Genomic DNA, 18,704 nt, shown 5'->3' with positions numbered 1-18,704 from the left:
GTCAGGTGCGACAGATCACTCCGGCGCAAGAATTTTCTGCAACAGCACAAGATCCAGCCATTGGTTCCATTTGAACCCAACTTCCGGCATGAGGCCGACCTGCTGGAACCCCAACGCCTCGTGGAACGCAATGGCCGTGGGGTTGGCCGAGGATACCCCCGCAACCAGAACATGAACCCCGTCGGCGCGCGCGACGGCTTCCAAAGCCGTCATCAAAGCCCGCCCTGCGCCCCTGCACCGCGCATCCGGAGCCAAAAAGATCGTATGCTCGCAACTGCGCGCATAGCCGGGGCCGCTGCGAAAGGGGCCATAGGTGGCAGAACCCAACACAGTGCCCTGGTCTTCCGCCACCAGATAGGCCGGGCCGCGCTGACGGATGTCGGCTGCAATTGCTTCGGCGCTGCGTTCATCCGTTGTGAATGTGACCAGCGTCTCGCGAATGATCGCGTTGGTGATCCGTGCGATGTCGAGCGCGTCCGACACTCGTGCCTGGCGGATGTTCATTCCAGAACCCGAAGTCCGTGAGGTGTCTCGAACTCAGCCCTGAGCGCGGCCGGGCCTGTGTCGAACACCACATGATCCAGTTCACCCAGATGCCTGGCCAGCGTCAGGGCGTCAGGGTGATACACAACCAACCGCCGCAGACGACATGCGCTGTCCTGCAACATGTTCGCAGGGTGCAGGTCGCCCTGCCACTCGATCAGGGCGGGGAACAGGTTATCGAACGGCAAACGCCCGTTTGGCGGAACCGCCATGCGCCATCTCAAAGCGCCGCGTGTCAGATCAATGGGCTGGCCGGCGCCATCGGGAAACATCGACAGCGAGGCCTCGATATCCTCAACCCGGCAAATCCAGTTGGTCAGACGCGGGCTGCCCTGAAAGCGGTCCAGATCGAACCAACGCGTTCTGCCCGGAAGTTGCGCCTGTGGATCGATGGCAATCGCTTCCAAATAGAGGCCATCCCCGAGGCCCAGCAGCCTGTTATAGGTCCCGAATTTTTCGTGCTTGCCCCCAGGTTGCAGCGCAACACCAAGCGCCTGCTCGATATGGGCGGACGCTTCTTCAAGCGTTTCGCCCGCAACGGCCAGATGATCCAGTAACATGCGCGACCTCCTGCAAGATTTACGGCCAGACCCCTGCGGATCTGGCCGTATGTTTCCGTCAAAGACGCGCGATCACAAGATTTTTCGCAGAAAAATCCTGTTCTTCGTCAGCTCCGCGCTTCGCGGATCAGGCGCAGGATGTCCTGCGCGGCTTCGGGAATGTTGGTGCCCGGGCCAAAGATCGCCTTGACGCCGTGATCATAGAGGAACTGGTAATCCTGCTGCGGGATCACACCGCCACAGATCACGATGATATCCTCGGCACCGGCCATCTTCAGCTCTTCGACCAGTTTCGGCGCCAGTGTCTTATGCCCCGCCGCCTGAGACGAGATTCCGATCACATGGACATCGTTGTCCACTGCGTCCTGCGCGGCTTCGGCCGGGGTCTGGAACAGGGGGCCAACGTCCACGTCAAAACCGATATCAGCAAAGGCGGTGGCGATCACCTTGGCGCCGCGGTCATGGCCGTCCTGCCCCATCTTGACCACCAGCAACCGCGGGCGGCGGCCTTCGGCCTCGGCGAATTCTTCGATGGATTTCTGGATGGCGGCAAAGCCTTCGTCGCCTTCGTAGGCCGCTCCATAGACACCGGCCAGCGTTTTCACTTCGGCGCGGTGACGGCCGAACTCTTTCTCCATTGCCATGCTGATCTCTCCTACGGATGCGCGGACACGGGCGGCCTCGACGGCGGCGGCCAGCAAGTTTCCACCCTCACGGGCAGTTGTGGTCAAAGCGTCGAGCGCCTGTTGGCACGCGGCCTCGTCACGGGTGGCGCGGATGCGTTCCAGCCGAGCGACCTGCGCCTCACGCACGGCCACGTTGTCGACGTCCAGAATGTCGATCGGGTCTTCCTGTTCCTTACGGTACTTGTTGACCCCGACGATAACCTCGTCGCCCCGGTCGATCATAGCCTGACGGCGGGCGGCGCTTTCCTCGATCCGCAGCTTGGGCATTCCGCTAGCGACGGCCTTGGTCATGCCGCCCATTTCCTCGACCTCTTCCATCAGGGCCCAGGCTTTTTCGATCAGATCGTTGGTCAGGCTTTCGACGTAGTAAGAGCCCGCCAGCGGATCGACCACATCGGTTACACCGGTCTCTTCCTGTAGAACCAGCTGCGTGTTCCGCGCGATACGGGCCGAGAAATCGGTCGGCAGCGCAATCGCCTCGTCCAAAGCGTTGGTATGCAGCGACTGGGTGCCGCCCAGAACCGCGCTCATCGCCTCATAGGCGGTGCGGATCACGTTGTTATACGGGTCCTGTTCCTGCAAGCTGACGCCCGAAGTCTGGCAGTGGGTGCGCAGCATTTTCGACCGTTCGGATTTTGCACCAAACTCGGTCATCACGCGATGCCATAGCGTGCGGGCAGCCCGCAATTTGGCGATCTCCATGAAGAAGTTCATGCCGATGGCAAAGAAGAACGACAAACGGCCCGCGAACTTGTCCACATCCATGCCGGCGTCCAGCGCCGCGCGCACGTATTCGCGCCCGTCCGCGATTGTATAGGCCAGCTCCTGCACCAGGTTCGCCCCGGCCTCTTGCATGTGGTAGCCCGAGATCGAGATCGAGTTGAATTTCGGCATCTCATTCGCGGTAAATTCGATGATGTCCGACACGATCCGCATCGAGGGTTCCGGCGGGTAGATATAAGTGTTGCGCACCATGAACTCTTTCAGAATGTCGTTCTGAATGGTGCCCGACAGCACAGATTTGTCATGGCCCTGCTCTTCGCCCGCGACGATGAAGTTCGCCAAAATCGGGATCACTGCGCCGTTCATGGTCATCGAGACGGAAACCTTGTCCAGCGGAATGCCGTCGAACAGGATTTTCATGTCCTCAACAGAATCGATGGCCACCCCGGCCTTACCTACATCGCCGACAACACGGGGGTGGTCACTGTCATAGCCCCGATGCGTGGCCAGATCGAAGGCCACCGAAACCCCTTGCTGACCCGCTGCCAGATTACGGCGGTAGAAGGCGTTCGATTCCTCGGCGGTCGAAAAGCCCGCATACTGGCGAATGGTCCACGGACGACCAGCATACATCGTCGCCTTCACCCCGCGTGTGAACGGGCCAAAGCCCGGCAGCGAACCCATATGCGGCAGATCAGCCGTGTCATCCTGCGTATAAAGCGGTTTGACAGAGATGCCTTCCAGCGTCTCTTTGGTAAGATCGTCCAACGGACGTCCGCGCAGCTCTTTCTCGGCCAGCGCTTTCCAGTCCTTCGTGTCGGTCATTTCGATTTCCTCTCGTCAATTCGGATGGCGGCAGTCGAAAGCTTCCGCATTAAGGTCCTGCACTTGGCCATTACGTTCGGGCACAAGTGCGAAATTTTGAGTGCTCTGTACAAATCGTCAGTCGCAATCGTGGTCACAGGGGCTATATTCGAAAGAACAGGAGGCCACATGACACGCACGCTTGCCTTTGTTTTCTCGGCACTAATCCCGCTGGCCGCTTTGGCAGCGGATGGCACGGCGACATCAGATGACAGCTTTGTTCGCCCGGTCGGTGACAGCGAGCTCAGCGAGTTTCTATGGGTCAACCGCCCCATTGTTGTCTTTGCCGACACACCCGCAGACCCGCGTTTCCAGCAGCAGATCGACATGCTGGTCGAAGGCGAAGCCGCCATGCGCGACCGAGATGTTGTCGTTTTGACCGATACCGATCCGTCGGCGCGGTCTCCGATCCGGTCACAGTTGCGCCCGCGCGGGTTCCAGATGGTGTTTGTCGACAAGGACGGTGTGGTCAAACTGCGTAAACCTGCGCCGTGGAGCGTGCGCGAGATTGGCCGGTCCATTGACAAAACCCCGCTACGCGAGCGCGAAATCCGCGACCGGCGCGAAGGCGGCTGAACGCTTTCACCATACCGCTTGGCCCCGGCGCAGAACGCCGGAGGCTGTTGGCGATATGACGAAAGCACTGTCATGATCACTCGAACTCGATGATCACTTCGTCCACGGCGAGGCTGTCGCCGGGGCCAGCGTTGATCTTGGCAACGGTGCCCTTCTTCTCGGCCCGCAGGATGTTTTCCATCTTCATCGCCTCGATGGTGCACAGGGCCTGACCCTCCTGCACCTCTTGGCCGACTTCGACATCGATCTTCACGACCAGACCCGGCATCGGGCATAGCAGCATTTTCGAGGTATCGGGCGGCAGTTTTTCCGGCATCAGCTTGGCCAGCTCCGCCTGACGCGGGCGACGCACCAACACTTTTAGGTCAGCCCCCCGGTTGCGAATGCGGAACCCGCCCCGAACCTCGCCAACCTTCAGAACCAGCGGGCTGCCATCTACATCCAACATCGCCAGTTGATCCCCCGGGGTCCAGTCCGAAGCGACACGAATGGTCGCGCCATCGGCAAACTTGACGGTCGCGCCTTCCTTGTCCGCATTGACCTGAACCGGGAATTCATGACCTTCCAGCGAAACAACCCAACGCTTTCCAACCTTGCGTTCGTGATTGTCCATCCGGCCCGACACGCGCGTACGGCGGATTTCGGCGACGCGGTGCATGGCCGCGCAAGAGGCCGCAATCCGACGCAGATCAAGCTCGGGCAAGGCGACGCCTTCGAACCCGTCCGGATATTCCTCGGCGATGAACGCCGTGGTCATGTCTCCGCTGATGAATTTCGGGTGATCCATCACCGCTGACAGAAACGGCAGGTTGTGGCCGATGCCTTCGACCTCGAAACTGTCCAGCGCCACGCGCATAGCCTCAATCGCCTGTTCGCGGGTCGGAGCCCAAGTGCAGAGCTTGGCGATCATCGGGTCGTAATACATGCTGATCTCGCCGCCTTCATAGACGCCGGTATCGTTGCGCACGGCAGCATCACCTTCGGGTGCATCGCCTTGCCATTTGCCGTTGACCAACATCGGACCAGCCGCCGTTTCCTGCGGCGGGCGATAACGGGTCAGACGACCAATCGACGGCAGGAAGTTGCGATATGGGTCTTCCGCATATAGGCGGTTTTCGATGGCCCAACCGGTCAGGGTTACATCCTCCTGCGTGATCGACAGCGGCTCACCCGCCGCGACGCGGATCATCTGTTCCACCAGATCAACCCCGGTGATCAGTTCGGTGACCGGGTGTTCCACCTGCAGGCGGGTGTTCATTTCGAGGAAGTAGAAGTTCTTTTCCCCGTCAACGATGAACTCCACCGTACCCGCGCTGGAATAGCCAACGGCCTTGGCCAAGGCCACGGCCTGTTCGCCCATCGCCTTGCGGGTTTCCGGATCGAGGAATGGCGACGGTGCTTCTTCCACAACCTTCTGGTTTCGGCGCTGGATCGAGCATTCGCGTTCACCCAGATAGATGCCATTGCCGTGGCTGTCGCACAGAACCTGAATTTCGATGTGGCGGGGCTGGGTCACGAATTTCTCGATGAAAATCCGGTCGTCACCAAAGGAATTCGCGGCTTCGTTCTTGGACGACTGGAAGCCCTCACGCGCCTCTTCGTCGTTCCAGGCGATCCGCATGCCCTTGCCACCGCCCCCGGCGCTGGCCTTGATCATCACCGGATAGCCGATTTCGTTCGAGATCTTGACCGCCTCATCCGCATCCTCGATCAGCCCCATATATCCGGGAACCGTCGACACGTTGGCGTCCTGAGCGATCTTCTTCGAGGTGATCTTGTCCCCCATCGCCTCGATCGCGCTTTTCGGGGGGCCAACAAAGGCCACGCCTTCGGCCTCAAGCGCCTCAGCAAATTTGGCGTTTTCCGACAAGAAGCCGTAACCGGGGTGAACCGCCTGTGCGCCGCTTTGACGGATGGCATCCATAACCCTGTCGATCACGATGTACGACTGGTTGGCCGGCGGCGGACCGATATGCACGGCTTCATCCGCCATCGACACATGCAGCGCGTTCTTGTCCGCGTCCGAGAAAATGGCAACGGTGCCGATACCCATTTTGCGGGCGGTCTTGATGACCCGGCAGGCGATCTCGCCCCGATTGGCGATCAGGATCTTATTGAACATGGAACGTCCTTTGGCTTGGTGTTCTGGAAACGCAAAACGCCGCCGCAGGGAACGATCCCCACGACGGCGTGATGCGTGATGACGGACGAGGCGACACGCGCCCCGAAAAAGATGTGTTAGTTACAGTTGTTCTGCGTTTTACAGTAAAGCACATTGCCCGCCGCGCCGACGACTGCGCCGAACAACGGGTCGGAGTTGAGGACGGCCGCCCCCACAGCGCCTGCGCCGCCGCCGAGGAGTGCCTGCTCGCCTGTCGTATCGCCGCAGGCGGCCAGGCCCGCACAGGTTGCCGCAACAAGGATGAGTCGTGAGATTCGCATCGTATCTGCCCATTGTGGTTTCTTGACTTTTCAGGGGGCAGATGCGCGAAACGCGGCCTGTTATTCAATATCAATGGCTGCGTTGGCAGATTTTGTGCAGGTTTTTGCTTCTTTTTGCCCAGTGCGCGCAAAAAGAAAAACGCGGACAGGTCTATGTGGGGAACACAAGCCTGCCCGCGCAAGGAAGGGGTACGGAATAGTAGGTGCATGTGCGGCGCAGGCAAAGTAGAGCCGCACGGCCAGACCAGTTTGCACAGCACAATCTCACCGGCAAACACAGTATTGTTTCCAATTGAGATTTCGGCTGGTTTCTGCCCACACCGCATCTTGCCGCGCAATTTCGCGCCGACACAAATTCTTCGTTGCTCGGGCATATGAGCCCAGATCTCCGTCACAGTTTCGTTACAAATCAACCCGCTCACAGAGGGTTTTGCATTTGCAGCATCACGAATCTCTGCCGGCTCTTGATGTAAAAAACTGCCTTGTTGCAACGCGTTATTCCGCGCGCTCAACGCCCTGTGATTCAGCGTATCGAAAAATACTCTTTTCGTTGAGGAATCAGGGCCTTCTCTTCGCTTTCTCGTGATTTCCCAAGATTTTCGCCGCGTGAAACGGTCCGCGGGCACACTCGCACTCAAAGGAACACCCAAATGACTATGATACGAAAAAAGGCACTCCTGCTTGCTGCCTCCGCGCTTAGTGTGACCAGCACGCTTGCCTTTGCTCAGGATGCCCAGACCCAAGCCGAACTCGACGCTTTGCGCGCCCGGGTCGAAGCTCTGGAATCCGACAAGAGCAGCCCCGCCAATGGCGATTTCCGAATCGGAAACACCGTTCTTGACGTTTACGGATACGTGAAAGCCGACTTCTTCTATGATTTCGAGTTCGAACAGGGCGATACAGCGTTCGTCAACAACATTGGTGAGCCCGCAAACGCCACCAGCGGAACCTTCGGTGCGACGGTACGTCAGTCGAGGATCGGTCTGCGCACCAGCACCCCCAGCGGTATCGGCGAAATCGGCGGTCAGCTTGAGCTTGACCTTTTCGGCTCGGGCGGTACTGCCGAGCTGCGGGTGCGCCATGCCAATATCACGATCGGAGATCAGTTCCTGATCGGTCAATTCTGGACCAACTTCCAACCTCTGGACACGTATCCGACCTCGGTCGAATTCAATGGCCCCGTTGGTATCGCTTTCGCACGAGTGCCTCAGCTGCGCTATACAGGGCAGATCGGCAGCAATGCTCAGTTCTCGGTCTCGATCGAAGAAAATGTAAGCGGGTCGAACTCTGATGACCCGGTTCTGACTGCGGCAGCCGAGTACAACGACGGCAGATACATTGCACGCGGGGCGGTTCTCTACGGCAAAGCCAATTCCGGCAACGTCGAAGTCGACCAAACCGGCTTTACAGCTTCCGCGTCGGTGCGTCCGTGGCAGGGTGGCCTGTTCCAGGTCAACTACGTCACAGGTGAAGCGATTGGACCATACCTGATCGGCCTTGGCAGTGCGATCGTCAACGGACAAGCCAACGACGTGGACGGCTATACAGTGGAATTCAGACAAGACCTGAGCCCCAAGTGGAATGTCGGCATCGCCTACGGCCGGGAAGATTACGACCTGCCGACCTCGACCGGTACGTTGTCTTTTACCGAGCTTGAGACAATCCACGTCAACGCCTTCTACAAGGCGACCGACAACCTGACGCTCAGCGCCGAATACATCTATGGTGAGCGGAACGATGCGCCGACCGGCAGAACCTTCGACGGCAGCCGTGTGCAGCTTGCTGCGCAATTGAACTTCTGAGACCACATACAGATCCTGCCCGGTTTCGGGCAGGAACATTCCGAAACCGGTTGCCTCAGGCGGATATGCAGTGGCCAAAGTCACGATCAGCCTGCCCCGTCGATTATGTCCGGAAAGGACGCACGGGCTGCGTCCACATCGATCACAAGCAACGCATCATAGCTGGCGGCGTCGAACGGATCTTCGGCCGGGATAACCTCGCGCCCGAACAGCCAGCTGAGACGACCTGCATCCAGATTTCCCCGCTCGAACGGCTGATCGCCGAAATGAACCCACAGAGCCTCCATGAACGCGGTGTCTGCGCGCTTGTCTGCCGGTTTACGATCGCGAAACCGTTCCCGCCGTGTAAGCGGAGTAACGCCCTTGGGATTGGCGCGACGAATGGTGAACTGAAAGTCGGTGCCCGCAAGGCGACCGGGAAATCCGCGATGTTTCAGCATGGCGACACTCCTTGCCCCCGGTTTGCTGAAAAAAGTAATTCGAACCCGAAATGGGATGGGATCATATTGCGCACCTCCAAAGCCGCACCGTTAGTCTGAGACGCTTTGAATTCATGACAGCAAATCTTCATGCTCAAAGCCCCTCCCAGATACACCGGGACTGCTCCAGCCGGTAGGCTTCAAAAAACTGTGTCGCATCCGGGGCCGCATCGCCAAATTCCACTGGGCGATCCGACAGAGAGATGACGACCCGTGATGGCTCCAGTTCGTGCTGAGCCACGTATGGAACGGCCAGAATCTGGCACAGATGCTCCATATCCTTCGACGCCACATCATAGCCGATCCGCCCGACCGACGCGCCGATCTTCGGGGCGATAAAGCGGAAGCGCACCCAAAGCTCACCGGGGTTGTTATCCAGCAGGACATCGTTCAGATGCACCGGCTGGCCTGACGGGACGGGCAAGGAACTATCGGTCTGGGCAAAAACCGGCGTGCTGAGCATGAAGAACACCAGACAAATGGCGCGACCCCGGACCCGCCGAGGGCGGGCTCCTCCTTCCGGGATCGCGCGCGCAGTGCTTTTGGCCTGCGCGGTTCTATGTCTGATGGGTCGGATCATTCAACTATTCGCCGCATTTTGTCAATTCCGCGCCAATTTTGAGCGGTTTTTGCCTTGGAACGCGCGTGCCGCCGCAAGAGAGCATCGGGGCGGGCTGTGCCGCCCCGAATGGTTTAGAGCGGAATATTATCGTGCTTTTTCCACGGGTTCTTCAGCTTCTTGCCGCGCAGACTGGCAAAGGCACGGGACACGCGACGACGGGTCGATTGCGGCATGATCACCTCGTCGACAAACCCGCGTTCGGCAGCGACGAAGGGGTTCGCAAAGCGATCTTCGTAATCCGCGACATGCTGCGCCGTCTTTTCCGCATCTTTCAAATCCGAACGGTGAATGATCTCGGTCGCGCCCTTGGCCCCCATCACCGCGATTTCTGCCGTCGGCCAGGCATAGTTGAAATCGCCGCGCAGATGCTTGGACGCCATAACCACGTACGCTCCACCATACGCCTTGCGGGTGATCACGGTGACCTTGGGCACAGTGGCCTCACCATAAGCATAAAGCAGCTTCGCGCCATGTTTGATCACACCGCTGTATTCCTGCTGCGTCCCCGGCAAGAAGCCCGGAACATCCACAAAAGTCAGGATCGGAATTTCAAAGCAGTCGCAGAACCGCACGAACCGCGCCGCCTTGCGGGAACTGTCGATGTCCAGGCACCCGGCCAGCACCATCGGCTGGTTGGCCACGACACCAACTGTCTGCCCTTCCAGACGGATGAAACCGGTGATGATGTTCTTGGCGAAATCTTCCTGAATTTCGTAGAAATCGCCCTCATCCGCCACTTTGGTGATGAGTTCCTTCATGTCGTAAGGCGTATTCGGATTGTCGGGAACCAGAGTGTCCAGCGACGTCTCCAACCGGTCAGGTTCATCAAAGAACGGACGGACCGGAGGTTTCTCGCGGTTGTTGAGCGGCAGGAAATCCACCAGGCGCCGCACTTCGGCCAGAGCTTCCACGTCATTTTCGAACGCCGCGTCGGCAACCGAGGACTTCTTGGTATGGGTCGACGCACCGCCCAGTTCCTCGGCGGTGACAACTTCGTTGGTCACGGTTTTGACCACGTCCGGACCGGTTACGAACATGTACGATGAGTCTTTGACCATGAAGATAAAGTCGGTCATCGCCGGGCTGTAAACCGCACCACCGGCGCAGGGGCCCATGATCACGCTGATCTGCGGAACCACGCCCGAGGCCGTGATGTTGCGCTGGAACACTTCGGCATAGCCAGCCAGCGATGCCACACCTTCCTGGATTCGCGCCCCACCCGAGTCGTTGATCCCGATGATTGGCGCACCGTTTTGCACCGCCATATCCATGATCTTGCAGATTTTCTGGGCGTGCGTTTCCGACAGCGATCCGCCAAAGACGGTAAAATCCTGACTGAACACATAGACCATGCGCCCGTTGATCGTACCCCAGCCGGTGACGACACCGTCACCCGCAGGCTTTTGATTTTCCATCCCGAATTCGGTGCAGCGGTGGCTGACGAACATATCGAATTCTTCAAAGCTGCCCTCATCCAGCAGCAGCTCGATCCGCTCACGCGCCGTCAGCTTGCCCCGCGCGTGCTGCGCATCGATCCGTCTCTGCCCACCGCCCAGTCGAGCGTCCTCACGGCGGTCTTCCAACTCGGAAAGGATGTCTTTCATGACGATTATCCCCTATAAAATTTGCCGCGACCCTACTCGCTTGGCTTGCTCAGCCAAAGCTCTTTTCGGCAAATTTGCAAACTTTCAGCAACAACAATCTGGAAAACTGCAAATGTGCTAAGTATCGCCCTGAAACTTACACACGACTGGCAATCCGAAATTCCATGGCTATACATGTGAACCATGCAGTTCAGTTCTCGCGCGACTCACCGCACACCGCCTACATTGACAACGCTTGTTTTGCTCTCGGGCCTGTCCGCGCTGAGCATGAATCTGTTTCTGCCCAGCCTGCCGAATATGGCGCTGTTTTTCGACGCTGATTACAATGTCATGCAGTTGTCGATTGCGCTGTATCTGCTGGTCAACGCAATCCTTCAAATCCTGATCGGACCGCTTGCGGACAAGGCTGGTCGCAGGCCTGTGCTGCTTTGGGGAATTGGGCTGTTCCTGCTGGCAACTCTGGGGTGCATTTATGCCCCCAACGTTGAAATCTTTCTGGCCTTCAGGATGTGTCAAGCCGTTGTCGTTGTTGGCATGGTTCTCAGCCGCGCTGCGGTGCGGGATATGTACGATCAGGATCAGGCCGCCTCGATGATCGGATACGTAACCATGGGGATGGCCGTGGTCCCGATGATTGGACCAGCTATTGGCGGCCTTCTTGAGGAAAGCTTTGGCTGGAAGGCGAACTTCTGGCTGCCTTTTGCTCTAGGCGCATTGACGCTTGCCTTAACGTTCACGGATTTCGGCGAAACGTCGGCCAAAAGCGGTAAAACGCTTGTTCAGCAATTCAAGGAATACCCCGAGCTTCTGACCTCGCCGCGGTTCTGGGGCTATTCGCTGTCCTGTGCTTTGTCGTCCGGCACCTTCTTCGCCTATCTCGGCGGAGCCCCCTTTATCGGAACCGAGTTGTTTGGGCTGAGCGCGGCACAGGTCGGCGTGTATTTTGGCGCTCCTGCGGTCGGCTATTTTGTCGGCAACTTTCTAAGCGGCCGGTTTTCCATGCAAATGGGCATAAACAGAATGATACTTTGGGGCAGCCTGCTGAACGCATTTGGCGTCGCGCTGTCAGCACTTCTGTTTCTCACCGACCAAGGCACCGCGCTCAGCTTTTTTGGCTTGGTGACTTTTGTCGGCGTTGGAAACGGCATGGTTATCCCCAACGCCACCTCCGGTGCCCTGTCAGTACGTCCGCATCTGGCCGCAACCGCCTCGGGGTTGAGCGGTGCGATCATGCTGGGCGGCGGCGCGGGCCTAAGCGCGTTGGCAGGCACGCTGCTAACACGCGAAACCGGCGCCATGCCTTTGCTCTGGCTGATGCTGACAAGCGCAATTCTGGCAATTGTCGCAATTGGATTCGTGATCCGGCGCGAACGGCAACTGGGGCTGTAACGGCTTGCTCCGGAGACTTTGCAAAGTTACTCTTCCGAAATAGAAAACTTGCAAAGGCACCCTATGGCCACCCAAAAACTCTATGCCGGCGCGAAACTTCGTGAGATGCGCACGCGGCTGACCCTGACACAACGCGAATTCGCCGCCAAGCTAGGTGTTTCTCTCCCCTATCTGAACCAGATGGAGAACAATAACCGGCCAATCTCGACCACGGTTGTGCTGGCACTGGCTCAGGAATTCGGCATGGATGTCACCGAGCTCAGCACCGGTGACAGCGAACGGCTCGTGTCGGATATGCGCGAGGCTCTGGCCGACCCGGTTTTTGCAGATATCCAGCCACCGCTCGCCGATTTGCGCCTGACCGCGTCCAACGCCCCGGCATTGGCCCGCGCCTTTATCGAACTGCACAAAACCTACCGGCAAACCCATGAACGCCTTGCGTCTCTGGACGAAGCCTTGGGGCGGGAAGACGCCCGCATGCAGGCCAGCCCCTGGGAAGAGGTGCGGGATTTCTTTCACTATTGCGACAACTACATCGATGCGGTGGACCGGGCAGCAGAGCTGTTTGCCAACCGCGCAGAAGGCCCCGGCACCATCAGACAAGCTGCTTTGAACAGCCTAGCGGAACGCGGCATACAAGTGATGTTCTCCGACATTGATCCCCTTCGCACATATGACGCCGAAAGCAAGATCCTGCGCCTGTCGTCCCGCGCCGCGCCGCAAACGCAGGTGTTTCAGCTGCTATTGCAGGTCGCGCTTATCAGTCAGGACAAGTTGCTGGAAGCAACGCTGGATTTTGCCAAGTTCCAAAGCGAAGAGGCACGGTCGATCGCCAAGATCGGCCTTGCCAACTATTTCGCGGGCGCTTCCTTGATGCCGTACTCCGCATTCCTGACCGCCGCCCAGGAAGAGCGTCACGATCTGGAACTACTCAGCAACCGGTTCGGCGCCTCGATCGAGCAGGTCGCGCACCGGTTGTCGACACTGCAACGCCCCGGTGCAAAGGGTATCCCGTTCTTTTTCGTTCGCGTGGATCAGGCCGGTACGATCACCAAACGGCATTCGGCCACACGTCTGCAATTCGCGCGATTTGGCGGCGCTTGCCCCCTATGGAACGTGCATCGGGCTTTTGAAACGCCCGGTCATTTCCTGCGGCAACTGGCAGAAACACCGGATGGGGTGCGCTATATCTCACTGGCGCGGGACGTGTCGAAATCAGGTGGCTCATTCGGTGCCCCCGTCAGGCGGTATGCAATCTCGCTGGGGTGCGAAGTTCGCCATGCCCCGGCCCTCGTCTATGCCGACAATCTCGACATCAACAACGCCAGCGCCTACGAGCCCATTGGCATATCCTGTCGTATCTGCGAACGGCAAACTTGCCACCAGCGCTCGGTCCCGCCACTGGAACGCCGCCTCAGCATCGACACCCATATGCGCGGCACCCTGCCCTACGAAGTCACCTGATCTTCACCTGGCTAAAAGTATCCCGGGGGAGTCGCGGCAGTCGCCGCGACGGGGGCAGAGCCCCCGACACAAGGCTTAGGATTTGGACAAAATTGCCCAGATTTCGTCCTTCAAGGCCGCCCGTTTCTTGCGCAAGTCGATTTCGGCCAGTTCTTCCATGGGTTCGACATTGGTTTCGGCCCGGTGCACCACACGGTTGACCTCGTGATACTCCTCGGCCAGCCGGGCAAAATGCGCGTCCGATTGCTTGAGCTGGCTCATCAGTTCGACTTTATCCGGAAACTCTTCGGCCAGTTCATGCGGGGTGTGAGACATTTCTGTTCGCTCCTTAACGTGTCGTTGCATACCAGTGGTAGAAGCGTGGCGCGCTGCCCTCTTTGACGCGGATCAATTTCATGCAAGTTTCGTGCAGATTTCAACGTCGTGTGGCACGCCATCCTGCGGCGCGAGCCTCAGTAGCTGAGCAAAACCACCGCTCGCCTTTGGCCGCGCTGATCCGGGTTTTGGCATAGTATCTTTGCCCCGGCATATGAAAAACCTTTTCACCCTTGGACGAAACGTTCCCCTTGATCCGGCATCCTTCGGAGGATTGAGCTTTTCCCTCGGCCCGATGCACCCACGGCACCTGAACCTGCGTTTGATGCAAGCCCCTGCCTTGAGACTTCGCGCCCTGCTCGGCGCGCACATAGAAGTCTGAGTATCTACGATAGGCAAAGGCCAACCCTTGCTCCACGATCTGGCCCGCAACGTCCTCACGCCCCACGGTGCAACGCGCAATAATTCGGCCATAGCGATCCCGATCCAGCGGCACACACGTCGCCATCCGGCCCTGAAACTGCTGCCGGACCTCATGTGTGGCCCAAGCCCCACATGGCCAGTTTGATCCGTCAGGATCCTGACATGTCTGATCCAGTTCGGGCGCATCTATGCCATGCAGACGAACCCGGACACCGCCCACATCCCAGGTGTCGGCATCAATCACGTCAACCCTGCCTGCCAAGCCTTCTGCTGCGAGGGTCACGTTTGGCAAGAGAAGAACAAAAGCTAAACAAATTCTTAACATGCCCCCGATATGCGCTGTGTTTCAGGCACATTCAACCGGGGGCAGTACAGAAAGGTTAACGCTGTGCCGTAGCCCAGCCTGGGTGAATCCACGGGCGGTCATTGGCTTTGGGCAACGGGCCTTTGCCCAAGAGCGAATCCGATATTTTCTCACCCACCATGATCGACGGGGCGTTGAGATTGCCGTTAGTGATCTGCGGAAAGATCGAACTGTCTGCAACGCGCAACCCGTCCACACCGATCACACGGCCTTCGGGATCGACCACTGCGTTTTTGTCATCCGCACGTCCCATCCGGCAGGTGCCACACGGGTGATAGGCGCTTTCGGCATGTTCCGCTATGAAAGCGTTCAACTCTTCATCCGATTGCACAGCGGCACCGGGCTGGATTTCCTTGCCCGCATAGGGTTTGAAAGCGTCTTGCCCAAAGATTTCGCGGGTCAGACGAATACAGGTACGGAAGTCTTCCCAATCCTCTTCATGGCTCATGTAGTTGAACTTGATCACCGGAGCGTCTGCGGCTTGGGCAGATCGCAAAGTTACAGCGCCCCGCGAAGGTGAGCGCATCGGGCCGACATGCGCCTGGAAACCGTGCCCCTCGGCCGCTGCTTGTCCATCATACCGAACCGCGATGGGCAGGAAGTGATACTGAATGTCAGGGTATTCCACGCCCGGCTTCGAGCGGATGAAGGCCGCGCTTTCAAACTGGTTCGACGCACCCAGACCGGTTTTGGTAAACAACCATTGCGCTCCGATCAGGCCCTTGCTGAACAGGTTCCAGTGTTTGTAAAGCGTGATTGGCTGCAGCGATGCCTGCTGGATGTAAAGCTCCAGATGGTCTTGCAGGTTGGCACCAACGCCCGGACGGTCCGCAATTACATCAATCCCATGTTCGGCCAGATGCGCCGCCGGGCCGATACCCGACAGCATCAACAGCTTGGGAGAGTTGATCGAGGACGCGGCCAGAACCACCTCACGCCGGGCTTTGATGACCTCTTTCTTGCCGCCACGGATCAGTTCGACGCCTGTAGCACGACCGTTTTCCATGACGATCCGGCACGCGAGACCGCGCACGATATCGCAATTGTCGCGCTTGAGTGCGGGCTTCAGGTAGGCATTCGCCGCCGACCAGCGCCGTCCTTTCCAGACGGTCTGTTCCATCGGACCAAAGCCTTCCTGCTTTTCGCCGTTATAGTCGCCTGTGACCTCGTATCCGGCCTGCTGGCCAGCATCCACAAAGGCCTGAAACAGCGGGTTTTCACGCGGGCCCCGGGATACATGTAGTGGGCCATCCTTGCCGCGCCATTCGGGATCACCGCCATGGCCGCCGTCATGCCACGTCTCCATCCGTTTGTAATAGGGCAGAACGTCTGCATAGGACCAGCCATCCGCCCCCATCTCGGCCCAGGTATCGAAGTCGCGCGCATGACCACGGACATAGACCATGCCGTTGATCGAGGACGAGCCGCCAATCACCTTGCCGCGCGGGCAAGCCAGACGGCGGTTGTTCAGATGCGGCTCGGGCTCGGACTGATAGCCCCAATCATAGCGCGACATGTTCATCGGATAGCTAAGCGCCGCCGGCATCTGAATGAACGGCCCCATGTCGGTGCCACCATGTTCGATTACCAGAACCGAGGCCCCTGCCTCGCTCAGCCGATATGCCATTGCGCAGCCTGCGGACCCTGCGCCAACGATGACAAAATCTGCTTCCATTTCCACAACTCCTGCCCCGCCGAGACGTGATGCCTCCGGCGGGAGTATTTTCGAAAAGATGAAGAGGTTACTCGCCGCGCGGGAACCGAGCGTTTTCCTCTACGATGTTCAGATCCATGTGATTGCGCATGTAGCGTTCCGACGCTTTTTGCAGCGGCTGGTAATCCCATGGGTAGTATCCGCCTTGACGCAGCGCTTCGTACACCACCCAGCGCCGCGCCTGGCTGGCGCGGACATCGGCGTCGAAGCGATCCAGATCCCAGCGGGCCTCGGACTTTGCGCGCAAGGTTTGCAGCGTGCCCGCATGTTCGGGACTGTCTGCGAGATTGGTCATCTCGTGCGGGTCGGCTTCAAGATCGAACAGCTGATCCGGATCCAGCGCGCAGCGGTTATATTTCCACTTGCCATAGCGCAGCGACACCAGCGGCGCGTAGGATGCCTCGGCCGCGTATTCCATCGCCACCGGCGCGGTGCGCTCGGTGCCTTTCGCCAGCGGTACGAGGTTTTCACCATCCGTCCACGGTGCGATTTCGTCCATGTCGACACCTGCCAAGGCGCCCAGGGTCGGCGTTACATCGATGGTCGACACCGGCGTATCGACCCGCCCCGCAGGCAGGTCTGGGGACGAAATCATCAGCGGCACGCGCGCCGAACCTTCGTAGAAGTTCATTTTGAACCACAAGCCGCGCTCGCCCAGCATGTCGCCGTGATCCGAGACGAACAGGATGATCGCCTCCTGCCGCGTTGTCTCCAGCACCTCGAGTATCTCGCCGATCTTGTCGTCGAGGTAGGAGATATTGGCGAAATAGGCGCGGCGGGACTTGCGGATGTCTTCTTCGGTAATGTCGAAACTGCGCCAGTCATTTGCATCGAAGATACGCTTGGCATGCGGGTCCTGATTGTCATATCCGATATCGGCGACCTCGGGCAGCAGATGCTCGCAATCCTCATAGAGATCCCAGTATTTGCGGCGGGCCACGTAGGGATCATGCGGATGGGTGAAGCTGACGGTGACACACCACGGGCGGTCATCCTTGCCGCGCGCCAGATCGTATAGCTTGGCTTTGGCGTTGTAGGCGACCTCGTCATCATATTCCATCTGGTTGGAAATCTCGGCAACACCCGCACCGGTGACCGAGCCCATGTTGTGATACCACCAGTCGATCCGCTCGCCCGGTTTGCGATAATCCGGGGTCCAGCCGAAATCGGCCGGGTAAATGTCGGTGGTCAGGCGATCCTCGAACCCGTGCATCTGGTCGGGGCCGACGAAATGCATCTTACCGGACAGGCAGGTATAGTACCCGGCCCGGCGCAGATGGTGCGCGTAGGTGGGGATGTCGCTGCGAAACTCGGCGGCGTTGTCATAGACGCCGGTGCGCGAAGGTAATTGACCAGACATGAAGCTGGCCCGTCCCGGCGCGCAGAGAGGCGACGCCGTGTAGGCATTGGCAAACCGGGTCGACCGTTCCGCCAGTTTCTTCAGGTTCGGGGCATGAAGCCAGTCTGCGGGACCGTCAGGGAAGAGGGTCCCGTTCAGCTGATCCACCATCAGGATCAGAATGTTCGGTTTTGTCATTTTTCAGCCTCGAGCAGAGTATTGAGCACACGCATCGCGTGGTTCACGGCCAATTGCGGTTCTTCGGGGGCGCTGAGTGCGGCGCGGATGTATAGCCCATCGATCAGGGCAACCATGTTCTCGGCCGCCTCGTGCGGGTCAGCCAGCTTGTGCCGCAGGGCATCGGTCAGGTTCGATTTGATACGGGCCTGATAGATTTGCCACAGGCGCAGGGCGTCGGCATTGGTCTGAGCCAGAACATAAAAGGTCATCCAGGCTGCGATCACATCGGGCGTGAAACAGGAGGGCGCAAAACAGGCCCGGACAATCGCCTGGGCCCGGTCCTCTGGCGCGGCTGCTTTCAACTCACCTCGCGCCTCATTACCGAAATCCGACAGAATCTGGCGCATGGCCGCCAGGAAAATCTGATCCTTGCCACCGAAGTAATGATGCGCCAGCGCACTGGACATGCCCGCGCGTTTGGCAATCTGACTGACTGTGACATCCAGAGATTTCTTTACGCCCAGCTCAGCAATTGTCGCACGGACAATCGCATCCCGACGGATTGGCTCCATTCCGACTTTTGGCATCGCTCCCCCCATGAACAGGCGTACTGCC

17 protein-coding genes are annotated in these 18,704 nt (G+C 58.8%); 4 read left to right on the top strand and 13 right to left on the bottom strand.

The window, feature by feature from the left end:
* Positions 1 to 15: 15 nt before the first annotated feature.
* The 3 genes from ACR0LF_RS10330 to scpA form a co-directional block, all read right to left on the bottom strand.
* Positions 16 to 504, bottom strand: a complete 489-nt coding sequence (locus tag ACR0LF_RS10330; RefSeq protein ID WP_480578350.1) for an N-acetyltransferase family protein — start codon at positions 502 to 504, stop codon at positions 16 to 18.
* Positions 501 to 1,103 carry a VOC family protein gene (locus ACR0LF_RS10325; RefSeq protein WP_480578348.1) on the bottom strand — a complete coding sequence of 201 codons (603 nt, stop codon included), beginning with the start codon at positions 1,101 to 1,103 and terminating at the stop codon, positions 501 to 503. The genes ACR0LF_RS10330 and ACR0LF_RS10325 overlap by 4 nt, the downstream gene beginning before the upstream one ends.
* A gap of 107 nt (positions 1,104 to 1,210) precedes the next feature.
* Positions 1,211 to 3,337, bottom strand: a complete 2,127-nt coding sequence (scpA, locus tag ACR0LF_RS10320) for a methylmalonyl-CoA mutase (protein WP_480578346.1) — start codon at positions 3,335 to 3,337, stop codon at positions 1,211 to 1,213.
* A gap of 168 nt (positions 3,338 to 3,505) precedes the next feature.
* Here scpA and ACR0LF_RS10315 point away from each other — a divergent pair, with 168 nt between their 5' ends.
* Entirely contained in the window at positions 3,506 to 3,952 is a 447-nt protein-coding gene (locus ACR0LF_RS10315; protein WP_480578344.1) for a DUF4174 domain-containing protein, read from the top strand.
* Between the two features lie 76 nt (positions 3,953 to 4,028).
* Here the strand turns inward: ACR0LF_RS10315 and ACR0LF_RS10310 are convergent, their stop codons facing one another.
* Both ACR0LF_RS10310 and ACR0LF_RS10305 read right to left on the bottom strand, forming a co-directional pair.
* The gene (locus ACR0LF_RS10310; protein WP_480578342.1) at positions 4,029 to 6,074 is read right to left on the bottom strand and encodes an acetyl-CoA carboxylase biotin carboxylase subunit; all 2,046 of its coding nucleotides are present in this window, start codon (positions 6,072 to 6,074) and stop codon (positions 4,029 to 4,031) included.
* A 116-nt stretch (positions 6,075 to 6,190) separates the two neighbouring features.
* Positions 6,191 to 6,394: a hypothetical protein gene (locus ACR0LF_RS10305; RefSeq protein WP_480578340.1), complete on the bottom strand. Its 204-nt coding sequence runs from the start codon at positions 6,392 to 6,394 to the stop codon at positions 6,191 to 6,193.
* A gap of 650 nt (positions 6,395 to 7,044) precedes the next feature.
* Between ACR0LF_RS10305 and ACR0LF_RS10300 the strand changes: the two genes are divergently transcribed.
* A complete protein-coding gene (locus ACR0LF_RS10300) occupies positions 7,045 to 8,196 on the top strand; it encodes a DcaP family trimeric outer membrane transporter (protein WP_480578338.1) in 1,152 nt (383 codons plus the stop codon).
* 86 nt (positions 8,197 to 8,282) lie between these two features.
* Here the strand turns inward: ACR0LF_RS10300 and ACR0LF_RS10295 are convergent, their stop codons facing one another.
* The 3 genes from ACR0LF_RS10295 to ACR0LF_RS10285 form a co-directional block, all read right to left on the bottom strand.
* Positions 8,283 to 8,636, bottom strand: a complete 354-nt coding sequence (locus ACR0LF_RS10295; protein WP_480578336.1) for a hypothetical protein — start codon at positions 8,634 to 8,636, stop codon at positions 8,283 to 8,285.
* A gap of 133 nt (positions 8,637 to 8,769) precedes the next feature.
* Positions 8,770 to 9,255, bottom strand: a complete 486-nt coding sequence (locus ACR0LF_RS10290) for a DUF6497 family protein (protein WP_480578334.1) — start codon at positions 9,253 to 9,255, stop codon at positions 8,770 to 8,772.
* Positions 9,256 to 9,368: 113 nt separating this feature from the next.
* Complete coding sequence (locus ACR0LF_RS10285; RefSeq protein WP_480578332.1) at positions 9,369 to 10,901, bottom strand: acyl-CoA carboxylase subunit beta; 1,533 nt, start codon at positions 10,899 to 10,901, stop codon at positions 9,369 to 9,371.
* Positions 10,902 to 11,084: 183 nt separating this feature from the next.
* On the opposite strand from ACR0LF_RS10285, the gene ACR0LF_RS10280 reads away from it, so the two are divergent.
* Together ACR0LF_RS10280 and ACR0LF_RS10275 are read left to right on the top strand one after the other, a co-directional pair.
* Positions 11,085 to 12,290, top strand: a complete 1,206-nt coding sequence (locus ACR0LF_RS10280) for a multidrug effflux MFS transporter (protein WP_480578330.1) — start codon at positions 11,085 to 11,087, stop codon at positions 12,288 to 12,290.
* A gap of 63 nt (positions 12,291 to 12,353) precedes the next feature.
* Entirely contained in the window at positions 12,354 to 13,754 is a 1,401-nt protein-coding gene (locus ACR0LF_RS10275; protein ID WP_480578328.1) for a helix-turn-helix domain-containing protein, read from the top strand.
* Positions 13,755 to 13,829: 75 nt separating this feature from the next.
* Here the strand turns inward: ACR0LF_RS10275 and ACR0LF_RS10270 are convergent, their stop codons facing one another.
* The 5 genes from ACR0LF_RS10270 to betI all read right to left on the bottom strand — a co-directional run bounded on the left by ACR0LF_RS10270 (position 13,830) and on the right by betI (position 18,676).
* Complete coding sequence (locus tag ACR0LF_RS10270; protein WP_480578325.1) at positions 13,830 to 14,069, bottom strand: HP1242/YdcH family protein; 240 nt, start codon at positions 14,067 to 14,069, stop codon at positions 13,830 to 13,832.
* Positions 14,070 to 14,169: 100 nt separating this feature from the next.
* Positions 14,170 to 14,754, bottom strand: a complete 585-nt coding sequence (locus tag ACR0LF_RS10265; RefSeq protein WP_480856298.1) for a thermonuclease family protein — start codon at positions 14,752 to 14,754, stop codon at positions 14,170 to 14,172.
* Between the two features lie 118 nt (positions 14,755 to 14,872).
* The gene (gene betA / locus ACR0LF_RS10260) at positions 14,873 to 16,531 is read right to left on the bottom strand and encodes a choline dehydrogenase (protein ID WP_480578319.1); all 1,659 of its coding nucleotides are present in this window, start codon (positions 16,529 to 16,531) and stop codon (positions 14,873 to 14,875) included.
* 67 nt (positions 16,532 to 16,598) lie between these two features.
* Positions 16,599 to 18,107, bottom strand: a complete 1,509-nt coding sequence (gene betC / locus ACR0LF_RS10255) for a choline-sulfatase (RefSeq protein ID WP_480578316.1) — start codon at positions 18,105 to 18,107, stop codon at positions 16,599 to 16,601.
* Positions 18,104 to 18,676, bottom strand: coding sequence for a choline-binding transcriptional repressor BetI (gene betI, locus ACR0LF_RS10250; RefSeq protein ID WP_480578313.1), 573 nt, complete (start codon positions 18,674 to 18,676; stop codon positions 18,104 to 18,106). The genes betC and betI overlap by 4 nt, the downstream gene beginning before the upstream one ends.
* Between the last annotated feature and the right edge of the window lie 28 nt (positions 18,677 to 18,704).

This window comes from Ruegeria sp. E8 (assembly GCF_056533985.1).
Note: the sequence above shows the minus strand (reverse complement) of the source record. Positions and strands in the feature narration are given on the sequence as shown.